Source organism: Fluviicola sp. (genome assembly GCF_029266855.1).
GTDB lineage: Bacteria > Bacteroidota > Bacteroidia > Flavobacteriales_D > Crocinitomicaceae > Fluviicola.
Genome location: NZ_JAQSWB010000009.1, coordinates 68,158 through 80,759, shown reverse-complemented (window position 1 = coordinate 80,759; position 12,602 = coordinate 68,158). Strand labels below are relative to the sequence as shown.

Genomic DNA, 12,602 nt, shown 5'->3' with positions numbered 1-12,602 from the left:
TACTAAAATCAGATGGATTTCAGTGATTCCTGTGTCGGTTTGAAGATCTTGGCATCTGCAACGAAGGTCCCGAACGGAAGCAAAGAAGCCAGGTAAGCCCAGAATTTGGTTTTGGTATCCCACTTGGTTTCGGTAGATGCCCAGAATACTAAAAATACATAGGCAATGAAAAGGATTCCGTGACCCATTCCCACAATTTTATTGGGAGCAGTGATGTCCATCATGTATTTCAAAGGCATGGTGATCAAAAACGAAAGAAAGGAAATCCCTTCCAAAAACCCAACGATGCGCAATGCACCCAAAGCAGATTTGAAGTTCATATTTTTTTGGTGGCAAATTTAGTCATTGGAGAGGAAGTGGTGGTACGGTTGGCCGAAAAATTTGTAGTATAGGACGCGATGCTTCGCGTCCGTACACCCATTTTGTCTTCAATAGACCATTATTGTTTCTTGTACGTTTTCCCGTCAATCTCCATGAACCACGAACCTCCTTGTTCGTAAGGTTCTGCATCCAGGCTAAAAGTGCGCGGAGTTTGGGAATTCAGGCGGATAATGGTTCGCTGCTGGTTGATCTCTGCTTTTCCGGTTAGTTTTCCGGTACAGTCGCATAGGTTTGTGCCACAGGTATCTGCGCAGTCTACCTGGTATGTTCCATCCTTACCGGAGAATGTTAATTCATCACCGACAAATTTTTGCATGGTCGGGTTGTATTGGGTTTCACTGTACCAGGTTCCTTCAAAGTCGGAATTGTATTTCACCAATGGTTTGTTGCAGGCAAGCAAGAGGAGGCACACGGTAGCAAACAGGATTGTTTTTTTCATTTTTTGGATTTTACTTGTATTAGATATAAAAGACTGAAGACGTAAGACAAAAGACAGGATTCTGTCTAAAGTCTCTAGTCTTTCATCTTAAGTCTTTTTATCCTATCATGTTCTTTAAATAAATTTACTTTTTACGGGCCTGTAGTTCAAATAACTCGTCCCTTAAGCGTGCAGCCTCAATGAAGTCGAGATCTTTAGCAGCCTTCTCCATTTGTTTGCGTTTCGCAACGATCGCTTTTTCCAATTCTTCCGGATCTTTGTAGTTCACCTTTGGTTCAGCTGCAAATAATCCCGTTCCGGGCTCATAAGGTGTATAACTTGCTTTCTGTGCACGTGTATCCGGATCACCGTCAGCCACTTTGGTAGATTTCAGGATCACTTCTTTGGATTTATTCAATGCGGTAGGAACCAGGCCGTGTTCTTCGTTGTAGGCAATCTGCATGGCTCTTCTGCGTTCCGTTTCGGAAATCGTTCGTGCCATGGAATCCGTCATTTTATCCGCATACATGATCACGCGTCCATTTACGTTACGTGCCGCACGACCTACTGTTTGTACAAGGGACCGTTCGTTGCGGAGAAAACCTTCTTTGTCGGCATCAATAATAGCTACCAGGCTGACTTCCGGAAGGTCGAGGCCCTCACGCAATAAGTTTACTCCGATCAATACATCAAATTCACCCAAGCGCAGCTGGCGCAAGATCTCAACCCGTTCGATCGTATCGATGTCCGAGTGAATGTAGCGGCAGGCGATTCCCAATTTGTCCAGGTATTTCTGTAATTCCTCTGCCATTCGTTTGGTTAGAGTTGTTACCAGTGTGCGTTCATCCTTTTCAATCCGGACCTGCATCTCTTCAATGAGGTCGTCAATTTGATTCAAACTCGGGCGGACTTCAATGATTGGGTCCAGCAAGCCGGTCGGGCGAATCAGCTGTTCCACCACAATACCTTCGGATTGTTCCAATTCAAAATCTGCCGGTGTAGCGGAAACATATACGATTTGATTGATCAGCGATTGAAATTCGTCAAACATCAAAGGACGGTTGTCCATGGCTGCCTGGATACGGAAACCATATTCCACCAGGTTGATCTTTCGTGCACGATCACCACCATACATGGCGCGGATCTGAGGCATGGTCACGTGACTTTCATCGACGATCATCAGGTAATCATCCGGGAAGTAATCCAATAAACAGAAAGGCCGTGTACCGGGTGCACGCTGATCGAAGTAGCGCGAATAATTCTCGATCCCCGAACAGTAACCCAATTCCCGCATCATTTCCATATCGTAAGAAGTGCGTTCCTCCAGACGTTTCGCCTCAAGCAGTTTTCCTTCCCGCCTGAAGTTCTCAACCTGGATCACCATGTCTTCACCGATCTGGTCAATGGCTCTCCGGGTAGTTGCCGGGCTGGAAACGAAAATGTTTGCCGGGTAAATATTAATTTCCTGGAATACCTCTATTTCGGAATTGTTTTCCGGATCAATTGTCCGGATACGTTCAATCTCATCTCCCCAGAATTCTACTCGTAAGGCATAATCGGCATAGGCCAGGTTAATATCGATCGTATCTCCTTTTACACGGAAGGTTCCGCGTTTAAATTCGGCTTCCGTTCTGGAATACAGGTTTTCTACCAGGCGAAGCAGGAACTTATTTCTTGGAAACGACTGCCCGATCCGGATCGGGATGATCGAATTTGCAAACTCGTTCGGATTACCGATACCATAAATGCAGCTCACAGAGGCAATCACAATCACATCCCTCCGGCCTGAAAGCAGGGCAGAAGTGGCGGACAGCCTCAGTTTTTCAATTTCATCATTGATCTGCAAATCCTTTTCGATGTAAGTATCCGTTACCGGCAAATATGCTTCCGGCTGATAATAATCGTAGTAACTCACGAAATATTCTACCGCGTTATTCGGGAAAAATTGCTTGAATTCTCCGTAAAGCTGTGCGGCAAGTGTTTTGTTATGCGATAAGATCAAAGTAGGTTTTTCCACCTGCTGGATCACATTGGCCATGGTAAATGTTTTCCCGCTGCCGGTTACTCCCAGCAGGGTTTGGGCAAAATGACCCTGGCGAATTCCGCTGACCAATTGTTCAATTGCAACAGGCTGATCACCGGTTGGTTTAAATTCAGAAGTGAGTTGGAAATCCATAATAACAAATATAATTAATTCAAAATTCAAAATGGAGGATTGAGAAGGTTTGAAGTCAATCTTCACAATAAAAAGTTGTTTCTCAATTAAAGGGTTTCCACTTTCTTTTGACTTTTGCATTTTGACTTTTGAATTATAAAGTATCTTTGCATTTCGTCGAAAAACAGAAATCAAGATTATTCAAGGTCCTATGATGAAACAATTCAATGAGTTTGCAGCACTAATGACAGAGCACCCGGTCAATGCCATTTTATTGATTCTGGGGATTTTACTTCTTGAAATTATTCTGTCATTCGACAATGCAGCAGTGCTTGCAACCATGGTGAAAGGTCTTCCAAAGGAACAGCAGGAAAAAGCGTTGAAATACGGGATTCTTGGAGCGTATATATTCCGGGGACTCGCTTTGATCATGGTGAAATCCATTTTAAGCATCTGGTGGTTCAAACCGATCGGCGGTGCCTACCTGATCTACATGGCAATAAAGCATTTCGCGGCGAAAAGTGTCCAGCAGGAGATTGATGATGAGGTAGAGGAGACCAAAAAAAGTTTTATTTATCGGGGAACTGTTGGAGTGATCGGAGTTTTCTGGTCGACAGTTTTAGCTGTTGAATTTATGGATATCGTATTTTCAATTGACAATATCTTCGCAGTTGTAGCATACTCAGACAATATCATCCTAATCTGTATCGGGGTATTCATTGGAATTTTGGCGATGCGCTATGTGGCGAAGTATTTCGTGATTTTGATGGAGAAGTATCCCTTCCTGGAAAATTCGGCCTTCCTGGTGATTGGAATTCTTGGAATCAAATTGTGCCTGGCCTTGCTCGTTCATCTCGTTCCTTCAACAAAATGGATCGAATCGGAACAGTTTGACTTGTTCATTTCAGGGTTAACGCTTGCGATCTTTATCGTTCCGATCATTTTCTTCCGGGCTAAGAAGAAAAAGTAATCTCAGCTTGTTATTTTAACCACATAGGTACATAGGTCACATAGTTTTTTCTATGTGTATAGTATTTTCTACTAACCGCATGGGTAGGTAAGACACATAGATAAGTATGTCATGAATTTTTGTTATATTAATTAGAGAATCATTATTCCTAACAATATGACAAAATCTTATTTAGACCAACTTACTTATGATATAATCGGAGCTGCTATAGAGGTTCATAATCAATTGGGACCAGGTCTGTTAGAAAGTATTTATCATGAATGCATGAAGATCGAATTAAAAAATAGAAATATTCCATTCAAGACAGAAATGACTGTTCCAGTAAAATTACGATGGAGAACAATTGGAAACAGTATTACGATGTGATTTATATGTAGCGGATTCTGTAGTTGTAGAACTTAAAGCTGCAAAAGCAATTGAACCAATATTCGAGGCACAATTGTTAACATATATGAAACTCTTAGATTCGCCAAAGGGTGTTGTAATTAACTTCAATTGTTTGAATATTTTTCGGGAAGATCAGAAAACTCTTGTCAATAAACTTTATCAAAACCTTCAAGAATAACTATGTGACCTATGCGCCTATATGGTTCATACCTAAACACAAGGATTGTAAGTGTTTTTACCACTTCTGCTTCTTACGGAACTGTCCTCCTTTTCTAGTGATAAACTTTCTTTTCGCAAAAGGCAGATCATCGATCGTTCGGGCAAAGTTTAAGGTGATTTCATGTGAATGTTCCAAAGCCTTATGCGGTGTAAACGTACTCGTTTGATAAGTATAAACAATGCGTAAGCCTTTCTCCAGGAAAAAACCCAGACTCCCCGTTACGGAATTGTCGGACTGATAACCACCGCCCACCCAGACGAACTGACCGAAGAGGAAATGTCCGTCAAAAGACATGTTCAGCTTGGAACCTTTCACCATTCTGGCCATCGCTGTAGGGTAGAGGATCACATTGTCATTAAAGCGGATTTTGTACCCGATATGGGAGTAAAAATGGTTGTAAGTGGTCGTGTAAATATTCGACGGATCAGCCAGTGCATTATCGAAAATACTAGGCATGGAAACCCCGAAATCAAAGTTCTCGGATTGAATCGATAAACCAAGTCCCAAGTTCACTCCACGTGAAACCCGGTTGTCCAAAGTCGGCTCTTTTTCACTGAAGTAAATGTAATCTGTTTGCAGTGAACGCTGCTGATATCCAACTTTCACACCTAAACCAAGCGCCGTTTTTTCTCCCAGCCAAATGTGATAATTATAAAGTGCGCCGATTTCCAAAGAATTAACACCCGCAGCAAAATCACTGATAGCAATAGCTCCGACCCCGTGGTTTTGAGTAATGTGGTAATGACCGTTTGCCGTAAAAGTCATCGGAGTTTCAGGAACGGTCATCCATTGCTTTTTGAAATGAAGTGTGGCACTATAGCGGGTGGTAATATCCATGTATCCAGGATTGAATACTGCCTGGTTCAGCATGTACTGATTGTACAAACTTCTTAATTGTGCATTGGAAGTGAACGTGAAAGCCAATAACACCAAAAGTGAATAAATTTTTCTCATCGTTTCAATGTTATTTTTCCGGATGCTTTATTTCCTGTTCCATCATTAAACTCAAAATAGTAAACGCCCGTTGAGCATTCTTCTCCGAGCATCGGATTTGATTGATTGTTTTTTCCGTCCCATCCGTTCATATAAGGAGATGCATAATAGACCGTTTCTCCCCAGCGGTTAAAGACTTTTAAATAATTTCTAGGATAATTTTGTACGTTCAGGATAATAAACTGATCATTGTATCCATCGCCATTCGGAGAAAAGAAATCTGCGAATACCAGGTCGTTTATCTTCAATGTATCATCAAATTCGTGAGTGGATACCTGTGCGCTTTCAACAGTGAAATTAGTTTTCTTTTTCTCCATGAAACCAAGAGAAAGGATGAATAGTGGAACTAAAAATAGGAATCGGATCATTCGGATAAGTTTTTCTTTCACAAAAGTCAGCATTTTAAAGCATTATGCCTAAAAAAGAACGATAATATTTTTGAGTTGATTGATAGAACAATTGGTTCAGGGATATTTTTAATCCGGAAGAGATTACTGAATCAATAGAAGATGGGATCTAAAGAAGGAGCAGAAGAAATGCACCTGTTTTATGTTGCCCACCAACGCAGTGTACTAATCCTGTGTTATTAAGACTGGAATAAAGAAAATTCTTACAATAATAAAATTCGAATCAATTCTAACTAAAAACATCTAAATGTAAAGAAGGGATTCGTTATGCGAATCCCTTCTATGTTGTTAGTTTTGTGTCTTTAGTTCAAACCACCTCGCACGTAAGAACTGAACTGATCACTGAAAGTCGTGTTGTTATTCATTTGCGATTTGCTCAGTTTTTTACTTTCTACTAATCCCCATAAAACAAATTCTTTCAGAAAATGCTTTTCAGCAGCAAGAACTTTTGGCTGGTATTTTTGGATCAGTGCTTCCAAAGGCGCGATGGAATCCAACTGAGCATAATAGGTTTTGTCATCGGCATCTTCGGAAAGGACAAACTCATCCTGCTCAAAGAACCAGTCAACGATCTCCTGGTAGGGTCCGCTCTCTCCCGGTTTTTCCAGTTTTTCTACTTTCGGGAAATAACTTTCAAAGAGTGTTTTTACAGCTCTTCCGATCAACTGCTCTGCAACATAAGTACTTCCTTCCTGTTCGCCTTCGTAAACCAACTCCATTTTACCTGTCAGTGCAGGAATAATTCCTGAAAAATCTGCCAGTCGAACGCTGGTCTTAGGGTTCTTGCTTTTCAAACCGCGCAATTCGGCAGTGCTCACTAAATTTTCAAAGGCTGAAATACTCATGCGTGCACTCACGCCACTTTTCACGTCGATGTACTCACTGTCGCGTGCTTCGAATCCTATTTGTTCGATCAGGTCCATAGCCAGGCCGGGAACTGAAATGTTTTCCTTTTGATCGCCTTCGAGTTTTGCTTCCTGTTCGGTGATCATCCTGGCAACCTGGATTGTTTCCGGGTAATGTGTCAAAATTTGGGAGCCGATGCGGTCTTTTAGTGGTGTTACAATGCTTCCACGGTTGGTGTAATCCTCCGGGTTTGCAGTAAAGACAAATTGTATATCTAATGGAAACCGCAATTGGAAACCGCGGATTTGAATATCACCTTCCTGTAAGATATTGAAGAGTGCTACCTGGATTCTTGCCTGCAGATCCGGTAATTCATTGATCACGAAAATACAGCGGTTTGCCCGCGGAATCATACCGAAATGGATCACACGTTCGTCTGCATAAGACAATTTCATATTGGCAGCCTTGATCGGATCCACATCTCCGATGAGGTCGGCAATGGTTACGTCAGGAGTAGCCAGCTTTTCAGCGAAACGTTCTTCACGGTGTACCCACGAAACCGGTGTTTCATCTCCTTTTTCGGTTATCAGATCTTTTGCATAGCGCGAAAGCGGAGCCAAGGGATCATCATTTACTTCAGAACCCTGAACGATAGGCATCCATTCGTCCAGCAAGTTTACCATCAAACGGGCAAGCCGGGTTTTTGCCTGACCGCGTAATCCCAGTAAGTTGATATTGTGTTTCGCTAAGATTGCGCGTTCCAGTTCGGGGATAACCGTATTTTCGTAACCGTGAATGCCTTCGAAGGTTTGTTTGCCGGATTTCAATGCTGCCATTAAATTCGTGCGTAATTCTTCTTTAACGCTTTTTGTCTGGTATCCTGAGGCCTTTAATTCGCCCAATGTTGTAATTGATTTCATACGTTTTGTTTGTGTCTGTAATTTTTAATTTGTTGAGGACTGAGTCGAAGTCATCCTCTGATCCGTTTAATCCGGTTTGTCTGGTAATCTTCAAAGATCATTTGTCCCAGACCCTGGATCCCGGTGTAAAATGCTTTTCCCTGGTTTGCAGCAGTGAATTGTTGAATAAATTGCTGTAAATACGGATCTTGTGCAATCATGAAAGTAGTGATCGGAATGTGGAGTTTCCGTGCCTGCTGTGCGGTTGTGTAACACTTGTCCACAATGTATTTGTCCAATCCGTTCGAGTTCATATAGTACGAACCGTCTGGCTCGATAACACAGCTTGGTTTTCCATCCGTGATCATAAAGATCTGCTTATTGGTATTCCGTTTTCTGCGTAATAAATCCATGGCTAATTCCAGTCCGGCAACTGTATTGGTATGATAGGGGCCAACCTGCAGATAAGGAAGTTCCTTTGCTTCAATTGCCCAGGCATCATCGCCAAATACTAAAATGTCGAGTGTGTCTTTCGGATAACGGGTTTTGATCAGTTCTGCCAAAGCCATGGCTACTTTTTTAGCTGGAGTAATACGGTCCTCACCGTATAAAATCATACTGTGGCTGATATCGATCATTAAAACCGTACTCATTTGTGCTTTGTAGAAACTTTCTTCTACAACCAGGTCGCGCTCGTGGAGCTGGAATTCACCCGCTCCATTGTTGATCTGTGCATTCCGCAGGCTTTCTGTCATGGAAATCTTTTCCAATCCGTCTCCGAAACTGAACTGCCGGTAATCGCCGGTTTGTTCATCGCCGTTTCCGCTGTGTTTGGTGCGGTGATTTCCAAGACCACTTTTCTTTAAGTTCCCGAAGATCTGCTCCAATGCATGCTGACGGATTGCGCGTTCCATTTTAGCAGTAATTTCTGCTCCGCCGCTTCCTTCTGTACCTGCTTTATCCCGGATGAAATTCTTTTTCCGGAGGTCTTCAATGAAATCATCAATGGTGTATTCGGCGGTGGTGAGTTCGTATTCCTTGTCAAGTACGCGGAGCCAGTCGATGGCTTCGTCAAAATCACCTGAAGTATGAGTGATCAATTCCTTGAAAATCTCGAAGAGCCGCTCAAAAGGCGATTGCTCGGGGGCAGAATAGGGTGTGAATACAAATCCTTTGCGCATGGTGTTGTTTGTTTTAGTTGTTGATTGACCGTGAGTTGGATGAAAATATTCGGTCAAATGAGTATTGAATGAAGTCTGTATTTTGAGCGAATAAAGGTAAGCGAATAAATCCAATCCTTCGGAAAACAGGGTCCTTAAAATTCGTTAAATAATAGCTTGAATTCCTTCTGTTTTTTTGATCAATCACTAAGAATAAAGGATATAAAACCAGTACGAAATACAAAGCATGATTAACTTATCATGCTTTGTGTCTTTTGAATGACTCTAAAACCTTACCTGGAAGGGTGTGAATTGAGATCTTCCTTTTTCGTAATTGTTAATGTAGAATGAAGCCACGGCAGCTAAGTCATATATACGGGTTCCGTTAGTTGGAATAAGATTTAATGCATAATAAGGAATGAACAAATCAATTGCTCCCAGTTCCGCCTGATTATTTAAAATAGGCAGTGCTTGGGTTCCTGCTGCGCAAAGACCATATAAGTCTCTATAACTGAATTCCTGTATGTTTGCAATTAAAGGATTTCCATCTGGCATGTAGAACCGAACAATTAATTGTCCCTGAGAATTTTGAGCATTGAAGATTGTTCCGGGTACATTGATTTTCATTCCAAGTGCATTCCCTGTAGGCGACACTCCCCAAATATCATGAGTAATGATTGGCTGCGACATAATTACAGTCATATTCGCATTGGTAATTTGAGGAGGAGTTGGCAAATCTAATGGAAGCTCTTCGGTTGTATTCGAAATTACAATGTCCTGAACCGAATATGCTTCGACAACTTTTTGTGCAAATATGGAGTATGAAATCCAGCCATATCCTCCAGTTGACCAGTCTGTACCCCACGAATTCAAAACTTTAAAGGCGTTTCTGTTATCATCATAACCGACAACTACCATCGCATGATGTCCCAGTATTTTGCCGGAAGGGATGTTATAAACCTGTCCATACGGTAATTTATAAAATCCTTCATCTACCTCCATCAGGAACGGAACAGGGAAATTTGATGCGATTTGACTTTTCACACTCATGGCATTTTTAAAATCCACGGTTCTGTAATCGGCAATTCTATTTCTGTTCGCACTGAATTTTAAATTATCACCGGGTATTCTGAAACAATCGTATTGGTCGTAAGGAAACTCGTTTAAGTTTGTGATACCTGTTGTTTTTAGAAAATCAAGTGCTTTCCAAAGATATGCACCTTCCGCACAGCCACTTATTTTGACCTGATTATACAAGTAAGACGGACTGAAAATCCGATCTGAACTTACAGGCTTTATTCGGCTTTCAACAGCTTCCTGATAGCTTTTCAAACCATAACCTACAGCCCAGGCTACGCATGAACCCTGCCCCCCTTGATGTCCGGGTAAAGGAAACCAGGAGGATAAATCTTTATACGAAGGGATATCGCCCATTCCGGCAGTAGAAGCAAGCGGAATACTCCTGTAATCGCTTTCATTCATCGGGATACCGCCCATCCCGTAATTTTGGGAAAAAGAGAGTGGGGTAATAAAAAGAACTAGTGCAAAAATCAGATCTTTGTGTTTCATGAATAGTAGATTAAATTTTAAACTAAAGATATAAATTAATCAAGATGTGAAATCAGGACAGGATAAATTTCTAATAATCAATGTTTTGATTTATTAAAAAAACAAATCCCGGCAAGCAAGTACTTACCGGGATTTGTTGGGTGTTGACAATTTATGAGTTGTCAACCTGAACGTATCTTTTATCAGTTCTTCACTACCTTCAGCAAGGTCATTTGACCTGCACGATAAGTGCGTAGAAAGAAGGTGTTTGATTCATAAGCCGAAAGATCCAGTTCTGTCTGAAGCGTGTTTGGCTCAGCTGTTTCCAATACTTTTCCAAGCAGGTCGATCAGTTCCAGGCGCTCAATTACCGCACCTTGTGAAACGATTGTAATCTTGCCGTTTGTCGGGATTGGATAAACGCTTAATTCATCTGCCTGCATTTCATTAATTGCAGCAAAATCAACCTGTACACAGTTCGAAGTATCGATACAACCGAATACATTGTCCTGGATGATTATCGCGTAGCTTCCCCCATGTGCAGGTTCAAAAATTACATCTGTTTCACCCGGGATTACGGACATATCGGAGCAGTTTACCCACTGAGCAGTCATGTCTACAAGAGTACCTGCAGTTAAGATTCCTCCTGATGCAAAAATGGAAGACATGACATTGTGAATGGTAACTGTCATCTGGTCGCTTGCGAAACATCCGTTAGCATCAGTTCCGGTAACGATGTATGTTCCGTTTACAGGGATGATTGGCGTACCATCAATTGCCCCGTTGTTCCAGGTATATGTTTGAGCACCGTTTCCTGAGAATACATGCGGGATGCCCTGGCAAAGATCCAAATCCGGTCCGGCCGAAACAATTGGAGTTTGATTAACGGTTACCGTGATCGTATCTTTCTTAATACATCCGTTAGCATCTGTTCCTGTTAGGATGTATGTAGCTGTATTGGCGGGTTCGAACGGTGTGTTATTCGTAACACTGTTATTCCAGCTGTATGTATCCGCCCCTTGACCTGTAAGTGTAATGTCATTACCTTCACAAACAGCGAAATCTGCACCGGCACTCACGTTCGGAAGCTGATTTACGGTTACAGTGATCGTGTCGTTTTCTATACATCCGACGGAATCAGTACCGGTTACAATATAAGTTGTTGTGGCCATTGCCTCGAAAGCAAGGCTATCAGTTACACCATTGTCCCAGGTATAGCTTTCGGCACCTGTACCGTAAAGCACAACGCTATCTTCAGCACAAACTATAAGAGGTGCATGTGCCGTTACCACAGGAATGGAAACAGCTACGTCCAATGTATCAAATGTTGCCGGACATCCCGTAACGTTTGCTGAAACAGTATAGGTTGTTGTAGAAGTTGGTGCTGCCGAAATGGATTCAGTTGTTTCTCCGGTACCCCAGGTAATGGTAGTTCCCGGTTGGTTAGCCAATGCATAATGAATATTCCCGTTCCATACACGTGGCTGATAAACGGCACCTGTATTTTGTGTGAACGGATATTCCATACCGCCCCCTTCCAGGAAAGTAATGTTTGCATCACTGCTGTAAACGTTGCCCACATTCGTACCATTCGAATAGTTCAAGCTAACTGCGGAAGTGTTCGAAGTTACATAGAATGCATAAGTTTGTCCGGCGGGAATAGTGATGTTCACATCTACCGGTACGGCTGAGAATCCACCTGTATAAGTCACTGGAGCAGAGCCAACGAATGTCCAGGCAGAAGGTGTATTGGCAAACCCGTTCCAGGTACCAACTTTGTAATAAATCTCAATGGTAGTATTTCCCATTGGAAAAGCGTCGAATGACATAATGGTAACTGCATTTGTTGCGACGATGTCGAACATGTTACCACGGTGGTTGTTTCCAGCTGTATTGGAGGCCATTAGCTGAATGTCCGGTCCGTTAGCAAGGGCGTTAAGGGTTATTCCGTCTCCGGAACATACCAGCGAATCTGAGGCGCTGAGAACAACGGAACAGGGCTGTGCATAAGCTTTGAGACCAATAAAAAATGTAAACGCAAGAATTGGTAAGTGTAGTACTCTAATCATAAATAGTGATTTTTAAAATTCGATGCGAAAATAGCTTTTTAAATCCGATTTCAGCATTTTTATAAGTAAAAAGAACAAAAAACAGGTATTTTTACCTGTTAATTTCATGGCTTAACAGATTGATTATCAGTGTTTCTTTTTAATTATAC

At 41.9% G+C, this 12,602-nt stretch carries 12 protein-coding genes; 3 read left to right on the top strand and 9 right to left on the bottom strand.

Features of this window, described 5'->3' with window-relative positions; genetic code table 11:
* Positions 1-8 precede the first annotated feature (8 nt).
* The 3 genes from K0S23_RS16500 to uvrB form a co-directional block, all read right to left on the bottom strand.
* On the bottom strand, positions 9-320 hold the full coding sequence (locus K0S23_RS16500; protein ID WP_300359767.1) for a DUF3817 domain-containing protein: 312 nt from the start codon (positions 318-320) through the stop codon (positions 9-11).
* A gap of 119 nt (positions 321-439) precedes the next feature.
* Entirely contained in the window at positions 440-820 is a 381-nt protein-coding gene (locus tag K0S23_RS16495) for a hypothetical protein (protein WP_300359765.1), read from the bottom strand.
* A gap of 124 nt (positions 821-944) precedes the next feature.
* Entirely contained in the window at positions 945-2,975 is a 2,031-nt protein-coding gene (uvrB, locus tag K0S23_RS16490; RefSeq protein ID WP_300359763.1) for an excinuclease ABC subunit UvrB, read from the bottom strand.
* Positions 2,976-3,165: 190 nt separating this feature from the next.
* On the opposite strand from uvrB, the gene K0S23_RS16485 reads away from it, so the two are divergent.
* The 3 genes from K0S23_RS16485 (at position 3,166) to K0S23_RS16475 (ending at position 4,489) form a co-directional block, all read left to right on the top strand.
* Positions 3,166-3,924: a DUF475 domain-containing protein gene (locus tag K0S23_RS16485; protein ID WP_300359762.1), complete on the top strand. Its 759-nt coding sequence runs from the start codon at positions 3,166-3,168 to the stop codon at positions 3,922-3,924.
* A gap of 156 nt (positions 3,925-4,080) precedes the next feature.
* Complete coding sequence (locus tag K0S23_RS16480) at positions 4,081-4,290, top strand: GxxExxY protein (protein WP_300359761.1); 210 nt, start codon at positions 4,081-4,083, stop codon at positions 4,288-4,290.
* Positions 4,268-4,489, top strand: coding sequence for a GxxExxY protein (locus tag K0S23_RS16475; RefSeq protein ID WP_300359758.1), 222 nt, complete (start codon positions 4,268-4,270; stop codon positions 4,487-4,489). The genes K0S23_RS16480 and K0S23_RS16475 overlap by 23 nt, the downstream gene beginning before the upstream one ends.
* A gap of 57 nt (positions 4,490-4,546) precedes the next feature.
* On the opposite strand, the gene K0S23_RS16470 is transcribed toward K0S23_RS16475, so the two are convergent.
* The 6 genes from K0S23_RS16470 to K0S23_RS16445 form a co-directional block, all read right to left on the bottom strand.
* Complete coding sequence (locus tag K0S23_RS16470; RefSeq protein ID WP_300359755.1) at positions 4,547-5,485, bottom strand: PorP/SprF family type IX secretion system membrane protein; 939 nt, start codon at positions 5,483-5,485, stop codon at positions 4,547-4,549.
* A complete protein-coding gene (locus K0S23_RS16465; RefSeq protein WP_300359752.1) occupies positions 5,482-5,892 on the bottom strand; it encodes a gliding motility-associated C-terminal domain-containing protein in 411 nt (136 codons plus the stop codon). The genes K0S23_RS16470 and K0S23_RS16465 overlap by 4 nt, the downstream gene beginning before the upstream one ends.
* A gap of 341 nt (positions 5,893-6,233) precedes the next feature.
* Positions 6,234-7,697 carry a magnesium chelatase gene (locus K0S23_RS16460; RefSeq protein ID WP_300359750.1) on the bottom strand — a complete coding sequence of 488 codons (1,464 nt, stop codon included), beginning with the start codon at positions 7,695-7,697 and terminating at the stop codon, positions 6,234-6,236.
* Positions 7,698-7,747: 50 nt separating this feature from the next.
* Positions 7,748-8,857, bottom strand: coding sequence for a VWA domain-containing protein (locus K0S23_RS16455; protein WP_300359747.1), 1,110 nt, complete (start codon positions 8,855-8,857; stop codon positions 7,748-7,750).
* Positions 8,858-9,121: 264 nt separating this feature from the next.
* Positions 9,122-10,405: a C1 family peptidase gene (locus K0S23_RS16450; protein WP_300359745.1), complete on the bottom strand. Its 1,284-nt coding sequence runs from the start codon at positions 10,403-10,405 to the stop codon at positions 9,122-9,124.
* A gap of 182 nt (positions 10,406-10,587) precedes the next feature.
* On the bottom strand, positions 10,588-12,453 hold the full coding sequence (locus K0S23_RS16445; RefSeq protein WP_300359742.1) for a hypothetical protein: 1,866 nt from the start codon (positions 12,451-12,453) through the stop codon (positions 10,588-10,590).
* Positions 12,454-12,602 lie beyond the last annotated feature (149 nt).

Bases quoted from the DNA above. Each gene is read 5' to 3' on its own strand.
- K0S23_RS16455 (WP_300359747.1), bottom strand. From the start codon at position 8,857: ATGCGCAAAGGATTTGTATTCACACCCTATTCTGCCCCCGAGCAATCG.
- K0S23_RS16470 (WP_300359755.1), bottom strand. From the start codon at position 5,485: ATGAGAAAAATTTATTCACTTTTGGTGTTATTGGCTTTCACGTTCACT.
- K0S23_RS16495 (WP_300359765.1), bottom strand. From the start codon at position 820: ATGAAAAAAACAATCCTGTTTGCTACCGTGTGCCTCCTCTTGCTTGCC.
- uvrB (WP_300359763.1), bottom strand. From the start codon at position 2,975: ATGGATTTCCAACTCACTTCTGAATTTAAACCAACCGGTGATCAGCCT.
- K0S23_RS16485 (WP_300359762.1), top strand. From the start codon at position 3,166: ATGATGAAACAATTCAATGAGTTTGCAGCACTAATGACAGAGCACCCG.
- K0S23_RS16480 (WP_300359761.1), top strand. From the start codon at position 4,081: ATGACAAAATCTTATTTAGACCAACTTACTTATGATATAATCGGAGCT.
- K0S23_RS16450 (WP_300359745.1), bottom strand. From the start codon at position 10,405: ATGAAACACAAAGATCTGATTTTTGCACTAGTTCTTTTTATTACCCCA.
- K0S23_RS16460 (WP_300359750.1), bottom strand. From the start codon at position 7,697: ATGAAATCAATTACAACATTGGGCGAATTAAAGGCCTCAGGATACCAG.
- K0S23_RS16465 (WP_300359752.1), bottom strand. From the start codon at position 5,892: ATGATCCGATTCCTATTTTTAGTTCCACTATTCATCCTTTCTCTTGGT.
- K0S23_RS16445 (WP_300359742.1), bottom strand. From the start codon at position 12,453: ATGATTAGAGTACTACACTTACCAATTCTTGCGTTTACATTTTTTATT.
- K0S23_RS16500 (WP_300359767.1), bottom strand. From the start codon at position 320: ATGAACTTCAAATCTGCTTTGGGTGCATTGCGCATCGTTGGGTTTTTG.